The organism is Nonomuraea composti, assembly GCF_012034275.1.
GTDB classification, from domain to species: Bacteria; Actinomycetota; Actinomycetes; order Streptosporangiales; family Streptosporangiaceae; genus Nonomuraea; species Nonomuraea composti.
Map to the genome: position 1 here is coordinate 1 of NZ_JAATEP010000014.1, position 14625 is coordinate 14625.

Genomic DNA, 14625 nt, shown 5'->3' on the forward strand with positions numbered 1-14625 from the left:
GCGGTCCTCACCCGCGCGGTCCTCACCCGCGCGGTCCTCACCCGCGCGGTCCTCACCCGCGCGGCCCTCACCCCTGCGGCGCCTTCCAGACGTGCGCGTTCGCCCGTGCGAAGTCGGCGAAGTCGCGGGCCGGCCGGCCCAGGGCCTCGCGCACCCCGTCCGTCACACTGGCGTTGCGGCCGTCCAGGATGTCGGTGAACAGGTGGCCGAGCCCTTCGGCGGCCTCGCGCGGCACGCCGTGCTCCACGGCCGCGCTCACGTACTCCTCGGGCGTGACCCGGACGAACGTGACCGGCCGGCCGAGGATCGCCGACAGCTCCTCGGCGACGTCCGCGAAGGTGAGCAGCCGTGGCCCGGTCAGCTCGTACAGCCTGCCCGCGTGCCCGTCCTGGGTGAGCGCGGCGACGGCGACGTCCACGATGTCCTCGACGTCGAGGAACGGCTCGGGCACGTCGGCGGCGGGCAGGGCGATGACGCCGGAGAGTACGGCGCCGAGCAGGAAGTCCTCGCTGAAGTTCTGCATGAACCAGCTGCAGCGCAGCACGGTCCACGCAGCGCCCGACTCGCGGATGGTGCGCTCGCTGGCCTGCGCCTCCGGCTCGCCGCGGCCGGACAGCAGGACGAGCTTGCGCACGCCGTTGCGGACGGCCAGCTCGGTGAACGCCTTGACGTCGTCGTAGGCGCCGGGGAAGGCGAGGTCGGGGTAGTAGGAGACGTAGACGGCGGTCACGCCGTCGAGGGCGGCCTGCCAGGTGCCGCGGTCCTGCCAGTCGAAGGGCGGGGTGGCGGAGCGGGAGCCGGCCCGGACGGGCAGGCCGAGCGAGGTGAGGCGGTCAGCTATGCGGCGGCCGGTCTTGCCGGTGCCGCCGAGCACCAGGATCGTCATGCATCCAGTAAGCCCCGATACCGATAAGACTCTCCATGGTTGAGAAGCGCATTCCCATATGCGATCGTCTAGCGTATGGACCAGCTCGCGGCGCTTCTCGACGGCCCGAGAGCGCGGGGCGCCTTCCTGCTCCGCTCGATCCTGGCGCCGCCCTGGTCGCTGCGCATCCAGGACGAAGCGCCGCTGTCGGTGATCGCGCAGGTGCGGGGCGAGTCGTGGATCGTCTTCGACGACGGTGATCCGGTACGCCTGGAGCCGGGGCAGGTGGCGGTCGCGCGGGGGCCCGAGCCGTACGTGGTGGCCGACGATCCCGGCACGAAGCCGCAGGTCGTCATCCACCCGGGCCAGCGCTGCACCACGATCGACGGCGAGGTCCTGTACGAGAGCCTCGACCTGGGCCTGCGCACGTGGGGCAACAGCGCCGACGGCGACACCGTGCTGCTCACCGGCACGTACACGATGGAGGGCGAGGTCAGCAGGCGGCTGCTCGACGCGCTGCCGCAGCTCATCGTGCAGCCGGGCGACCCGATCATCGGGTTGCTCGGCGCCGAGATCGTCAAGGACGAGCCGGGCCAGGAGGCCGTCCTCGACCGGCTACTGGACCTGCTGCTCATCGCGGTCCTGCGGGCGCACTTCGCCACGCACGAGGCGCCCGGCTGGTACCGCGCGATGAGCGACCCGGTGGTGGGCAGGGCGATGCGCATGCTGTACGACAACCCGGCCCACCCGTGGACGGTCGCGGCGCTGGCCGCCGAGGTGGGCGTGTCCAGGGCGGCGCTGGCGCGGCGGTTCACGGAGCTGGTGGGCGAGCCGCCGATGTCGTTCCTCACCGACTGGCGGCTCGCCCTGGCCGCCGACCTGCTGCGCGAGCCGGACGCCACGATCGGCTCGGTGGCCAGGAAGGTCGGGTACGGCAGCCCGTTCGCGCTCAGTGCCGCCTTCAAGCGGGTGCGCGGCATCAGCCCGCAGGAGCACCGGGCGGCGGCGGCCAAGTGAAACCCCTGCTCCTGCTCGACGTGGACGGCGTACTGAACCCGATGGGCCGCCCCACGTCCGACTTCCGCCGCTACCGCTGCACGATCGGCACCGACGTCTACACCGTGCACCTCAACCCCCGCCACGGCCGGCGCCTGATCGAGCTGGCCCTGGCGACCGGCTCCGAGCTGGTCTGGGCCACCACGTGGGAGCACCACGCCAACGAGTGGATCGCGCCGAGGATCGGCCTGCCCGCGCTGCCCGTCATCCCGATGGGCTCCGTGCGGGCGCCGGCCAGCGAGTACGGGGAGATGTTCAAGACGCCGCACGTCGCGGCGTACGTGGGGCAGCGGCCGTTCGTCTGGTTCGACGACCAGGTGTGGGCGGAGGACGAGGAGTACCTCAGGGTGCGTCAGGGTCTGGCGGATTTCCTGCTCGTCCACGTGGATCCCAGACAGGGACTGACCAGCCGACATCTGGGCATGGCACATGAGTGGCTGACCCTTACAGGGTTTTCTCAGGGTTCCTGACGGGAGTCCTGCGGCGCCGCTGTCCGTTTCCCAGATAGGTCGCGAAAACCACACGGAGGAACGACATGTACCGCTCTCGTGAGCACCGGATCATCGCAGGCGTCTGCGGCGGTCTCGCCGACAAGATGGGCCTGCCCCCCACCCTCGTACGGATCCTCTGGCTGCTGCTGTCGCTCATCCCGGGACCGCTCTGGGTCGTCTACGTCGCGATGTGGATCCTCGTCCCGCAGGAGCCGAAGGGGTACCGCACCGCCTGACCCCGGAGGATCGAGGGGCGTGCCGGTGCGTGCGGGCAGCGGCATATCCTCGAAGCATGAGGGCTAGGCCGCTGACGCTCATCCAGGATGAGCTCGTCGATTACGATCAGGCGATGGAGCGCATGACCGACCTCGTCGGGCAGCGCCAGAGTGACGAGCGGCCGGACACGCTCTGGCTGCTCAGCCACCCGTCCGTCTACACCATCGGCCGCCGCACCCCCGTCTCCCACCTGCCCGACCCCACGCACGGCATCCCCGTCGTCGAGACGGGGCGGGGCGGGCAGCTCACCTACCACGGGCCCGGCCAGCTCGTCGGTTACCTCATCGTCAAGCTCGACGAGGGTGAGGGCATCGTCGACTACGTGCGCGAGGTGGAGCTGAGGCTGGTCGAGGCGCTGGGCAAGCTGGGGCTGCCGGCCGAGCGGCGGGACACACCGCCGGGCTCGGAGCTGCTGACCGGCGTCTGGACGACGGAGACCGGGCGGAAGATCATCTCGATCGGCATGCGGCAGAGCCGGGGCGTCACCAGCCACGGGTTCGCCCTCAACGTCGACGGCGACCTGACGCCGTGGAGCTGGGCGGTCGCGTGCGGGATGCCCGACGTCGACATGACCTCGCTCAAGCGGGAGCTGGGCAGCGCGTCCATGGACGAAGTGCGGGCGGCCGTGGCCGAGGCGTTCGAGGCCTCCTGACTTTCGCAGGTCATCAGCGGGGAGGCAATCTTGTCATTCCTCCCCGTCCGTGCCTGATCTTGCGCGATGATCCACATTGGTCGCAGCCCCAACGGGGGGATCGGCTGATGATTGGAGCACTGTGCGAAAGAGGTTCTCTCTGCTCGCCGCCGCCTTAATGGCGATGGCGACGCTCGCCTCCGTCTCGCCCGCCAACGCGGAGACGGAAGCACGGACGATCACGTGGGCGCCTTGTGAGGAGGAGCCGGCCGCCGAGTGCGGCAAGCTGACCGTCCCGATCGACTGGTCGAAGCCCGACGGGCCGACCGTCGACATCGCCGTGGCCCGGCGCAAGGCCACCGACCCGGCCGCCCGGATCGGCTCGCTGGTGATCAACCCCGGCGGCCCCGGCGGGTCGGGCGTGGAGGCCGCGTTCGGCGCCACCTGGTTCACCGACGAGCTGCAGAAGCGGTTCGACATCGTCGGGTTCGACCCTCGGGGCGTGGGTCGCAGCCACCCGGTGATCTGCTCGGCGTCGGTCTACAACCAGATGCCGCACACCGTCATGAAGAGCCAGGCCGACTTCGACGCCTGGAACGCCTTCACCAAGAAGCTGCACGCCGACTGCCGCGAGCGCACCGGCCCCCTGTACGACCACGTCGACTCCCAGGACGTGGCCCGCGACATGGACGCCCTGCGCGCCGCCCTCGGCGAGGAGAAGCTCACCTACTACGGCATCTCGTACGGCACGCTGATCGGCCAGATGTACGCTGAGCTGTTCCCGGACCGCGTCCGCGCGCTCGGGCTCGACAGCAACATGGACCACAGCCTCAACGTCGCCGGCTTCCTGTCCACCGAGGCGCTCGCCGTCGAGGACGGCTTCGACCAGTTCGTCGGCTGGTGCGACCAGGACCCGAGCTGCGTGCTGCACGGCCAGGACGTCCGGGCCATCTGGAAGGGCCTGCTGGACAAGGCGCGGCGCGGCGAGCTCGTCTACCCGAGCACCGGCACGAAGATGACGGAGCTGCAGGTCATCTACAACGCCGCGCTGGGCAACGAGGGCCCCGACTGGCAGACGCTGAGCCAGACGATCAACTGGCTGAACGGCGGCGCCGAGCCCGACTGGGTGCCGCCGCTGCCGGGCCGCGGGCCGGTCGAGGGGGACGTGGCGGAGCTGCCGACCACGATCCTGTGCCAGGACTACAACCTCCGGGTGCGCAACTACGCCGAGTACGCCACCCTCATGAAGGTGTCGAACACGCTGGCGCCCGACACGCGGTACCACCCGTACCCGATCGACGACCTGCCGATCTGCATGAACTACCCGACCACCAACCCGCCGCACCAGCTCAAGTACACGGGTGACGCCCCGCTGCTGCTGGGCAACTCGCTGCACGACCCGGCGACGCCGTGGATCTGGTCGGCCAACGCGGCCCGCCAGCTCGGCTCCAAGGCGGTGCTGCTCACGTACGAGGGCTGGGGTCACCGCATCTACGGCAAGGACAAGTGCCAGACGGACATCTTCGACGAGTACCTGATCTCGCTGAAGGTGCCCGCGCACGGCACGCGCTGCGCCGTGGGCACGCCTGAGGGGACGCTCAAGCTGAAGAGCACGAAGCCGGCCTGGCCGACGGACCGGCTCTCCTGGTAGGGCCGATGGGTACGGCGTGAGCGCGCCGTACCCATCGATCTTTCACGCGGCAGGGACCTCGTCGATCGTGCGGCGGGGTCCCGTGAACCAGTGGCGGGCCGACAGGGCCCACCACAGCGCGATGCCGATCAGCACCACCCCGACGGCGATCGGCGCGTAGTTGACGGACGTCCAGGTGAAGTCCGCGCTGCCCGGCACGCCGGCCGGGGAGAACGGCATGATGAAGTAGATCGAGACGATCACGATCTCGACGCAGGCGATCCAGCACAGCGCCTTGTACTTCCTGCCGAGCGTCCACGGGCCGGGCTGGAAGGCGTCGCCCATGCGCAGCCGCAGCCAGATGGGGATGAGGAAGGCCAGGTAGAGGCCGATGACGGCGATCGACACGACGGCGTAGAAGGCGACCGGCGTGGTCAGGCCGGCGGGGGCGTAGAGGGCGGGCAGGGTGATCAGGGCGGCGGCGACGCAGCCGGCGATGATCGCGTTGACGGGGGTGCGGTTGCGGTCCACCTTCGACCACAGGCGCCAGCCCGGCACGGCGCCGTCGCGCGAGAACGCGTACGTCATGCGGGACATCGAGGTCACGCAGCTCATGCCGCAGAAGAACTGGCCGATCGTGGAGATCGCGAAGATGGCCGTGGCCAGCGGGGACGACAGCGCGGTGTCGAAGATGGTGCCGACGAAGCCGGCGTTCTTGTTGATCTCGTCCACGTGCGTGGCGGCGAACAGGAACGACAGCAGCAGGACCCAGCCGCCGATGGCCGAGTAGAAGATCGACTGCCACAGGCCGCGGGCCGCGCTCCTGGCCGCGCCCTGGGTCTCCTCCGACACGTGCGCGCAGGCGTCGAAGCCGGTGATCGTGTACTGGGTGAGCAGGAAGCCGAGCGGCAGCACGTACAGCCAGAAGGGCAGCCCGTCGGAGCCGTCGCCGAAGCCGGAGCTGTTGTTGGTGCCGAAGAAGACGAAGGACGCCGACTGGTGGTTCTCGGGGGCGAAGATCAGGATGGCGACGACGATCGCGGCGCCGGCCACGTGCCACCAGACGGAGACGTTCTGCAGGAGCGAGATCAGCTTGTGGCTGTAGATGTTGATCAGCGCGTGCAGCGCGAGGATGATCACGAAGAGGAGGAACGCCTGCGGGAGGGTGCCCTCCCAGGCGCCGCCGGTCAGGCGGTTGAGGGTGATGTTGAGGAACGTGGCGCAGCCGTAGTCGACCGACGCGGTGACGGCGACGAGCCCGATGAGGTTGAGCCAGCCGGTGAACCAGCCGTGGATCGGCTTGCCCAGCTTGGCGGCCCACCAGTAGATGCCGCCCGCCGTCGGGTACGCCGACACCAGCTCCGACATGCAGAAACCGATGATCAGGATGAACACGGAGATCAGCGGCCAGCCCCACGAGATGGCGATGGGGCCGCCGTTGTTCCACGCCTGTCCGAAGGTCGTGAAGCAGCCGGCGAGGATGGAGATGATCGAGAAGGAGATGGCGAAGTTGGAGAAACCGCTCCAGGTGCGGGCCAGCTCCTGCTTGTAGCCGAGCTCGGCCAGTCGCCTGGAATCCTCTTCAGTGGTCATTGAGGTCTCCCTGGGGGGCGCGGAGGACGCTCCTTTTGGTCTACGTCTAGACCATTTCTGCCCAGGGGACAAGGCGTTACAGGCGGGTTTCGATCTCGTCAGGCGGTTCGGTGGCCTCCTCCTTGCTGTGGGAGGAGGCCACCTCGCAGGTCAGGAGAAGGCGTCCGTGGCCGCCTGGCAGAACGCCTTGAGGTCGTCCGGCTTGCGGCTGGTCACCAGCGTGTTCGGGCCCTGCGTGCAGACCATGACCTCCTTGTCCACCCAGGTCGCCCCGGCGTTGCGCAGGTCGGTCTGGAGGCTGGGCCAGGACGTCAGGGTCCGGCCGCGTACGACGTCGGCCTCGATCAGCGTCCACGGGGCGTGGCAGATCGCGGCCACCGGCTTGCCCGCGTCGAAGAACGCCCGGACGAACCGCACGGCTTCGGGCACCGTGCGCAGGAAGTCCGGGTTCGCGACCCCGCCCGGCAGGACGAGGCCGTCGTAGGAGGCCGCCTCGGCGCCGTCCACCGTGTCGTCCACGGCGAACGTGTCCGCCTTGTCCAGGTGGTTGAACCCCTGGACCTGGCCGGAAGAGGTCGAGACGAGCTTGGGAGTGCCGCCCGCCTGCTTGACCGCCTTCCACGGTTCCGTGAGCTCCACCTGCTCGACTCCCTCGGGAGCGACCAGGAAAGCGATGGTCTTGCCGTCCAGCATGTGACTCGTCCCCCTTGGACATCCGTGTTTCCACCCCCCTTTCCGTGGGATGCCGATGTATGCGTCTTTACCCTAGGGGGGTATATTGGGCATCACGAGACCCTGAGAGTGAGGAGTTTTGCCATGACTGTCGCCACGTACCAGGTCGAGGGCATGACCTGCGGTCACTGTGTGAGCGCCGTGACTCAGGAGGTCGGCAAGGTGGCCGGGGTGAGCGGGGTCGAGGTCGACCTGGCGTCCGGGGCGGTGACCGTGACCAGCGCGGCGCCGGTCGACGCCGCGCTGATCGACGCCGCCGTGGTCGAGGCCGGTTACGAGCTGCGCGGCAAGGTCGACCTGCTGCCCCAGGTGAGCGGGTCGTCGTGCTGCGGCTCGGGCGGCTGCCACTAGGTCACCAGGGGAGCGGGCCCTTGGCGTCGAAGTAGCCGCCGGTGGGGCCGTCGGGGGCGACCTGGGCCATCCTGACGATGATCTCGGCGCCCTCCTCGACGGTCTGGATGCCGGTGTTGTGGTTGAGGTCCGTCTTGGTGAACCCGGGCTCGACGGCGTTGACGCGCAGCTGGGGGAACGCCTTCGCGTACTGCACGGTGATCATGTTCACCGCCGCCTTGGAGGCGGGATAGGCGACCCCCGGGTACGCGTACGCCGGCGTGCCCTCGGTGGTCATCCTGGCCAGGGAGGCCAGGCCGCTGCTGACGTTCACCACGACGGGCGCGGGAGAGCGCAGCAGCAGGGGCAGGAAGGCGTGCGTGACGCGCACCAGGCCGAAGACGTTCGTCTCGAAGATGGTGCGCAGGTCGTCGGCCGTCACGTCCGCGGCGCCGATCACGCCTCCGTCGGCCGTCCTGCCCTCGATGCCGGCGTTGTTGACCAGCACGTCCAGGCCGCCGTCCGCCTCGATGGTCTTGACGGCGGCGGCCACCGAGTCGTCGTCGGTGACGTCGAGGACGACCAGCCGCGCGCCGAGCTGGTCGGCGGCCGCCCGGCCGCGCTCGGCGTCGCGGCTGCCCAGGTAGACGGTGTGGCCGGCCTCGATGAGGCGGCGGGCGGTCTCGTGGCCGAGGCCCTTGTTCGCTCCGGTGATCAATGTCGTCGTCATGCCTCCAGCCTGCGGCGCGGCCCCCGGCGTAGCCATTCGTCCGGTTTTCCTGGGACTGACAGTGCCAGGAACCTTCCGGGCGGAAGGGGGAGACTGGGGGCATGAGGGAGTTCGGGCAGGCGGTGCGGCGCTGGCGGGAGCGGGTGTCGCCGGAGACCGTGGGGCTGGCCGCCGGCGGGCGCCGGCGCGGGGCGGGGCTGCGCCGCGAGGAGCTGGCGCTGCTCGCCGGGATCTCCGTCGACTACGTCACCCGCCTCGAACAGGGCAGGGCCGCCAACCCGTCGCCGCAGGTCGTCGAGGCGCTGGCGCGGGCGCTGCGGCTGTCGGCCGACGAGCGCTCCTACCTGTTCAGGACGGCGGGGCTGGCGCCGCCCTGCCCCGACACCGTGCCCGCGTTCATCCCGCCCAGCGTGCACCGCATGCTCGACCGGCTGGCCGGCACGCCCGTCGGCGTCTACGACGCGGCCTGGACGCTACTGCTGGCCAACCCGATGTACGCGGCGCTGATGGGCGACCCGTCCGGCTGGCGCGGCAACGAGCGCAACGGCGTCTGGCGCAACTTCGTCGGCCCCGGCAGCCGGGTCAGGTACACGCCGGAGGAGCGGCGCAGATTCGAGGCCACGATGGTGGCCGACCTGCGGGCCACCGCCGGCCAGTACCCGGCCGACCAGCAGCTGCGGCGGCTGGTCGCGGAGCTGCGGGCCGGCAGCGCGCGGTTCGCCGAGCTGTGGGACTCAGGGGTGGTCGGGCGGCAGGAGGGCGGCCCCAAGATCATCGAGCATCCGCAGGTGGGGCCGCTGACGCTCGACTGCGACATCCTCAGCGTGGCGGGCAGCAACCTGCGCATCATGGTCTACACGGCCGAGCCGGGCACGCCGGACGCCGAGCGCCTAGCCCTGCTCGGTGTCCTCGGCACGCAGTCGATGGTGGGCTAGCCAGCAGAGCGCCGCGCCCACGGCGTACCAGAGCAGGTCGGGCGGGTTGAACGTGCTGCCCAGCACCGGCCGCAGCACCTGCGGGATCTCGGCGAGCTGGGCGAACTCGATCGCCCAGCTCAGCCCGGCCGACACCGCCGCCGCCACCCACGGGCGTACCCTGGGCAGGATCAGCACGACGAGCGCGTAGATCAACGCGGTGTAGAGCGCGTCTCCGGCGTACTTCGGCACCGGCCCGTCCCACAGGGCGCGGACACCGAGCCCGCAGGCGACGATCACGACGCAGGTCACTGCGATGAGCGGGCGGGGCACCAGCTCACGGTAGTGCCAAGAGCGCTGAAAATTTACACCGCCAAAGGAAACGAAGGTGAAACAATTTTCCGCACCTCGTTGACATGCGGACTCCGTATGGTGTGCCTTTCTCTACACAGGAACCCCCCGCCTGAAGGTGAGGCACACATGAGGAAATGGTTCGCGCGCCTGGCTGTGCTGGGTGCCGCGCTATTAGTGGCCGGACAGGGCGCCACGGCGGCCCACGCCCAGGATCCGGCGGCGGGGAAGAAGATCGTACGGGTCGGCGCGACCCAGGCCATGGACTCCATGAACCCGTTCCTGGCCGTCCGCCTGGTCTCGACGTCCATCCACCGCTGGATGTACGGCTTCCTCACCGTGCCCGACTCCAAGACGCTCCAGCCCAGCCCCGACCTGGCCGAGTCGTGGACCACGTCCGAGGACGGGCTCACCTGGACGTTCAAGATCCGGCAGGCCAAGTGGTCCGACGGCCAGCCCGTCACGGCCGACGACGCGGCCTGGACGTTCAACAAGATGATGACCGACGAGGCCGCCAAGACGGCGAACGGCCCCGCGGTGGAGAACTTCGAGAGCGTCACCGCCAGCGGCCAGGACCTGACGATCAAGCTCAAGGCCCCGCAGGCGTCCATGCTGGACAACCCGGTCCCGATCATGCCCAAGCATGTCTGGGAGTCGGTCACCGACATGGCCAACTACGACGCCGAGAAGTACCCCGCCGTGACCAGCGGCCCGTACATCGCGATCGAGCACAAGAAGGACAACTACGTCAAGCTTCAGGCCAACCCCAACTACTGGCGGGGCAAGCCGAAGATCGACGAGCTGCAGGTCGTCTTCTACGACAACCCGCAGGCCGCCATCGCCGGCCTGAAGAACGGTGACATCGACCTGCTCGGCCGGATGAGCCCGCAGGAGTTCGAGGGCATCCAGAACAACCCGAACATCGAGGCGTGGAACACCCAGGGCCGGCGAGCGGCGTACCTGCAGATCAACCACGGCGCCACCACCACCGACGACAAGCCCGTCGGCGACGGCCACCCCGCGCTGAAGGACGTCAAGGTCCGCCAGGCGCTGCACTACGCCATCGACAAGCAGAAGCTCGTCGACGAGGTCCAGAACGGCCTGGCCAAGGTCGCCGACGGCTCCATCGTGCCGCCCATGTACAAGGACTTCTTCTGGGAGGCCACCGGCGACACCAAGGTCACCTACGACCCCGCCAAGGCCAACCAGATCCTCGACGACGCCGGGTACAAGAAGGGCGCCGACGGCATCCGTACGATGCCCGACGGCAAGCGCAAGCTCGAATGGCGCTTCACCATCCACACCGACACCCCCATCGAGGACAAGCTCGCCGAGTACATGACGGGCTTCCTGAAGGAGATCGGCGTCACGCTCACCACGGTGAAGCTGGACTCCAGCAAGTTCACCGAGGAGACCGGCATCACCGGCAACTTCGACATCGCCATCAGCGGCTGGTCGGTCAACCCCGACCCCGAAGAGGTCTTCGCCACGCACCTGTGCAGCCGCCGGCCCGACGCCAACGGCGAAGGCGGCGGCACCGAGTCCTTCTACTGCAACAAGACCTTCGAGCAGCTCTACAAGGACCAGCAGAAGGAGCTCGACCGCACCAAGCGCGCCGAGATCATCAAGAAGATGCAGGAGCAGCTCTACACCGACGCTCCCATCATCGCCATCTACTACCCCAACGACCTCGAGGGCTACCGCAAGGACCGCATCACCAGCATCACCCCCATCCCCGAGGACAAGGGCCTGCTGTACGGCGGCAGCGGCTACTGGCCGTTCTACACCGTCGACGTCAAGGCCCAGGCCGCCGGCGGCGGCAGCGCGGGCGGCGGCTCCAACACCGGCCTGATCGCCGGCATCGTCGGCGGCGTGATCGTCGTCGGGGCGGCGGCCTTCCTCCTGACCAGGCGGCGCAAGAGCACCGCCGACGAGCGCGAATAAGCCAAGAAAACTCCGAATGACGACTCCGCTTGAATCAGCAGAGCCCGCCGTCCAGGCGGCGGGCCCCGCTGACGAGCGCCCCACCAGCCGCGGCACGCTGCAGTACGCGCTGTCCAAGGCCGGTGGGGCGCTGTTCAGCATCGCCATGGTGCTCGTCGGCACGTTCTTCGTCTTCCGGCTGCTGCCCGGCGACCCCGTGCGCAACCTGGCCCAGGGCCGCAACATGACCCCGGACCAGCTCGACCTCGAACGACGCCGCCTCGGCCTCGACAAGCCGCTCATCGACCAGTTCCTCAACTTCGTCAGCGACACGCTCCGCCTCGACCTCGGCACCTCCTACGAGTACAAGCGGCCGGTCATCGACCTCATCGGCGAGCGCATCGGCCCGACGCTGCTGCTCACCGGCACCGGCCTGGTCATCGCGGTCAGCCTCGGTATCTGGCAGGGCACCCGCGCCGGATGGCGGCACGGCAGCCGCTTCGACCGCGTGTCCACCGGCGTGTCGCTGCTGCTGTGGTCCGTGCCGACGTTCTGGCTCGGGCTGCTGCTGATGATGGTGTTCGGCGTCGGCATCGGGCCCATCCCCAGCCTCTTCCCGTTCCGCGGCATCGAGAGCGTGGACGCGCCCGACGGCTTCGGCTACCTCCTCGACGTCGCCTCCCACATGGTGCTGCCCTGCCTGACCCTCGTCGCCGTCGTGTACGCCCAGTACCTGATGGTCATGCGCTCCTCCCTCCTGGAGGAGGTCAGCCAGGACTACGTGACCGTGGCCCGCGCCAAGGGCCTGCGCGACGACGAGGTACGCCGCCGCCACGCCGTCCCGAACGCGCTGCTGCCCACCGTCACGCTGGTGTTCATGCGCATCGGCTTCGTCGTCGGCGGCGCGGTCACCGTCGAGTACATCTACACCTGGCCCGGCCTCGGCCAGCTCTTCTACCGCGCGATCGAGGTGCCCGACTTCACGCTCATGCAGGGCACGTTCATGCTCATCACCGTGTCGGTGATCGTCATGAACACGCTGGCCGACGTCGTGTACCACCTGCTCGACCCGAGGGTGAGATCGGCATGACCAGTGTCGCCATGGCCCGCAGGCGGCTCGCCCTGAGCCGCTTCTGGGCCGAGTTCCGCCACCACCGCGCCGGCGTCGCCGGCCTCGTGATCCTGCTCGCCGCCGTGCTGCTCGCGCTCGTCGCGCCGCTGTTCATCGACGAGAGCGTGACGAACGTCGTCGAGGCGCCCGGGGAGAAATGGGACGGCCCCAGCCTGTCCTTCCCCTTCGGCACCGACGAGTCCGGGCGCTCCATCCTGCTGATGATCTGGTGGGGCTCGCGCACGTCCCTGCTCATCGGCTTCCTCGCCGCCGTGCTCAGCATCGTCATCGGCCTCGTCGTCGGCGTCGCCGCCGGGCACTTCCGCGGCTGGACCAACGGCGTGCTCATGCGGGTCACCGACTGGTTCCTCGTCCTGCCGTCGCTGGTCACGGCGCTCGTGCTGGCCGCCATCCTCGGCGGCAGCACGTTCACCGTCATCATGGCCATCGCCGTCACCTCGTGGCCGTCCACCGCCCGCCTCATCAGAGCCCAGACGCTCGCCGTCGAAGCCCGGCCCTACATCGAACGGTCCAAGGCGCTCGGCGCCGGGCACTGGCACATCACCACCCGGCACGTGCTGCCCAACGTGGCTCCGCTGCTGCTGGCCAGCACCACGCTGGAGGTCGCCAGCGCCATCGTCACCGAATCGACGCTCGCCTTCCTCGGCGTCACCTCCAACAAGACCTCCTGGGGCACCATGCTGCGCGCCTCCTACGACTTCGGCGCCGCCGACCAGGGCGCCTGGTGGTACATCCTCATCCCCGGCCTGGCCATCCTCGTCGTCGTCATGGCGTTCACCCTCGTCGGCCGAGCCCTGGAGGCCGTGCTCAACCCCCGGCTGAGGAGGGCCGCATGAGCCTGGTCAGAGAGGCCGCGCTCCACCCCCGGCTCAGGAGGGCCGCATGAGCCTGCTCGAACTCGACGACGTGTCCGTGACCTACCGCATCGCGTCGGGCGATGTGCCCGCCGTACGCGGAGTGTCACTGACTCTCGACTCCGGAGCGGCACTCGGAGTCGCCGGCGAGTCAGGATCCGGCAAGTCCACGCTGGCCATGGCGCTGCTCCGGCTCCTGCCCCGGGACGCGCGCGTCAGCGGCCGGATCCTGCTCGACGGCGAGGACGTCCTGGCCATGAAATGGGGCCGCCTGCGCGCCGTCCGCTGGGCCGAGGCGTCCATCGTCTTCCAGGGCGCCCAGCACGGCCTCAACCCCGTCCGCCGCATCGGCGACCAGATCGCCGAGCCGCTGCTCGTCCACGACCTCGCCAAACCCGACGCCGCCCGCGGCCGCGTCACCGAACTGCTCGAACAGGTCGGCCTGCCCGCCTGGCGGGCCCGCAGCTACCCCCACGAGCTGTCCGGCGGCCAGCGGCAACGCGTCATGATCGCCATGGCCCTGGCCTGCTCGCCCCGCCTCATCATCGCCGACGAGCCCACCACCGCCCTCGACGTCATGGTGCAGGCCCAGGTGCTCACCCTGATCAAGGAGCTGGTCGCCCAGCAGGGCATCTCCCTCATCATGATCTCGCACGACCTGTCCGTGCTCGCCGACGTGTGCGACCAGCTCGCCGTCATGTACGCGGGCCGCGTCGTCGAGCACGGCCCGTCCAGCGAGGTCTTCCACGACGCCCGCCACCCCTACAGCCGGGCACTGGCCGCCGCCTTCCCCACCGTCGGCGACCCCGCCTCCCGCATGGCCCCGAAGGGACTCGGCGGCGACCCGCCCGACCCCATGCATCTGCCGACCGGGTGTTCGTTCCATCCGCGGTGCCCGGTCGCGCTCGACGAGTGTCCTACGCTCGACGTCGAGCTTTGGGCGGCGGGGGCGGGGCGCGTGGCAGCCTGCATCCACGCCAAGACCGCCACCACCGCCACCGCCCCGGCTTCGGCCTCGGCTCCGGCCACATCGTCGGCTCCGGCTACGGAGGAACCCGCATGACCACGACCGTCGTCCCGGCCGAGGAGAGGGCATGACCACGACGACGCCCACCAT

16 protein-coding genes are annotated in these 14625 nt (G+C 69.6%); 11 read left to right on the forward strand and 5 right to left on the reverse strand.

Features of this window, described 5'->3' with window-relative positions:
* Positions 1-67: 67 nt before the first annotated feature.
* Positions 68-886 (reverse strand): NmrA family NAD(P)-binding protein, encoded by an 819-nt coding sequence (locus tag HCN51_RS20645; RefSeq protein ID WP_168011175.1) that lies wholly within the window; start codon positions 884-886, stop codon positions 68-70.
* A 75-nt stretch (positions 887-961) separates the two neighbouring features.
* On the opposite strand from HCN51_RS20645, the gene HCN51_RS20650 reads away from it, so the two are divergent.
* The 5 genes from HCN51_RS20650 (at position 962) to HCN51_RS20670 (ending at position 4970) form a co-directional block, all read left to right on the forward strand.
* Complete coding sequence (locus tag HCN51_RS20650; RefSeq protein ID WP_168011176.1) at positions 962-1882, forward strand: AraC family transcriptional regulator; 921 nt, start codon at positions 962-964, stop codon at positions 1880-1882.
* Positions 1879-2391, forward strand: coding sequence for an HAD domain-containing protein (locus tag HCN51_RS20655; RefSeq protein WP_168011177.1), 513 nt, complete (start codon positions 1879-1881; stop codon positions 2389-2391). Before HCN51_RS20650 ends, HCN51_RS20655 begins: the two co-directional genes overlap by 4 nt.
* A gap of 65 nt (positions 2392-2456) precedes the next feature.
* Entirely contained in the window at positions 2457-2648 is a 192-nt protein-coding gene (locus HCN51_RS20660) for a PspC domain-containing protein (protein ID WP_080043480.1), read from the forward strand.
* 56 nt (positions 2649-2704) lie between these two features.
* Positions 2705-3340 carry a lipoyl(octanoyl) transferase LipB gene (gene lipB, locus HCN51_RS20665; protein WP_080043479.1) on the forward strand — a complete coding sequence of 212 codons (636 nt, stop codon included), beginning with the start codon at positions 2705-2707 and terminating at the stop codon, positions 3338-3340.
* 163 nt (positions 3341-3503) lie between these two features.
* Positions 3504-4970 carry an alpha/beta fold hydrolase gene (locus HCN51_RS20670; protein WP_168011178.1) on the forward strand — a complete coding sequence of 489 codons (1467 nt, stop codon included), beginning with the start codon at positions 3504-3506 and terminating at the stop codon, positions 4968-4970.
* Positions 4971-5012: 42 nt separating this feature from the next.
* Here HCN51_RS20670 and HCN51_RS20675 read toward each other — a convergent pair whose 3' ends face one another.
* Positions 5013-6542: an amino acid permease gene (locus HCN51_RS20675; RefSeq protein WP_168011179.1), complete on the reverse strand. Its 1530-nt coding sequence runs from the start codon at positions 6540-6542 to the stop codon at positions 5013-5015.
* 150 nt (positions 6543-6692) lie between these two features.
* Positions 6693-7235: a type 1 glutamine amidotransferase domain-containing protein gene (locus tag HCN51_RS20680; RefSeq protein WP_168011180.1), complete on the reverse strand. Its 543-nt coding sequence runs from the start codon at positions 7233-7235 to the stop codon at positions 6693-6695.
* Between the two features lie 123 nt (positions 7236-7358).
* On the opposite strand from HCN51_RS20680, the gene HCN51_RS20685 reads away from it, so the two are divergent.
* Positions 7359-7625, forward strand: a complete 267-nt coding sequence (locus HCN51_RS20685; RefSeq protein ID WP_080043475.1) for a heavy-metal-associated domain-containing protein — start codon at positions 7359-7361, stop codon at positions 7623-7625.
* 1 nt (position 7626) lies between these two features.
* On the opposite strand, the gene HCN51_RS20690 is transcribed toward HCN51_RS20685, so the two are convergent.
* Positions 7627-8334 carry an SDR family NAD(P)-dependent oxidoreductase gene (locus HCN51_RS20690; protein WP_168011181.1) on the reverse strand — a complete coding sequence of 236 codons (708 nt, stop codon included), beginning with the start codon at positions 8332-8334 and terminating at the stop codon, positions 7627-7629.
* Between the two features lie 101 nt (positions 8335-8435).
* Here HCN51_RS20690 and HCN51_RS20695 point away from each other — a divergent pair, with 101 nt between their 5' ends.
* A complete protein-coding gene (locus HCN51_RS20695) occupies positions 8436-9269 on the forward strand; it encodes a helix-turn-helix domain-containing protein (protein WP_168011182.1) in 834 nt (277 codons plus the stop codon).
* Here HCN51_RS20695 and HCN51_RS20700 read toward each other — a convergent pair.
* Positions 9225-9581: a DUF2809 domain-containing protein gene (locus tag HCN51_RS20700; protein WP_206067362.1), complete on the reverse strand. Its 357-nt coding sequence runs from the start codon at positions 9579-9581 to the stop codon at positions 9225-9227. The genes HCN51_RS20695 and HCN51_RS20700 overlap by 45 nt on opposite strands.
* Before the next feature lie 147 nt (positions 9582-9728).
* On the opposite strand from HCN51_RS20700, the gene HCN51_RS20705 reads away from it, so the two are divergent.
* The 4 genes from HCN51_RS20705 to HCN51_RS20720 are packed head-to-tail and all read left to right on the forward strand — an operon-like array spanning position 9729 to position 14571.
* Complete coding sequence (locus tag HCN51_RS20705) at positions 9729-11543, forward strand: ABC transporter substrate-binding protein (protein ID WP_168011183.1); 1815 nt, start codon at positions 9729-9731, stop codon at positions 11541-11543.
* 16 nt (positions 11544-11559) lie between these two features.
* Entirely contained in the window at positions 11560-12612 is a 1053-nt protein-coding gene (locus HCN51_RS20710) for an ABC transporter permease (protein ID WP_206067365.1), read from the forward strand.
* Entirely contained in the window at positions 12609-13490 is an 882-nt protein-coding gene (locus HCN51_RS20715; RefSeq protein ID WP_080043469.1) for an ABC transporter permease, read from the forward strand. The genes HCN51_RS20710 and HCN51_RS20715 overlap by 4 nt, the downstream gene beginning before the upstream one ends.
* 46 nt (positions 13491-13536) lie before the next feature.
* Complete coding sequence (locus HCN51_RS20720; protein ID WP_240973074.1) at positions 13537-14571, forward strand: ABC transporter ATP-binding protein; 1035 nt, start codon at positions 13537-13539, stop codon at positions 14569-14571.
* Positions 14572-14625 lie beyond the last annotated feature (54 nt).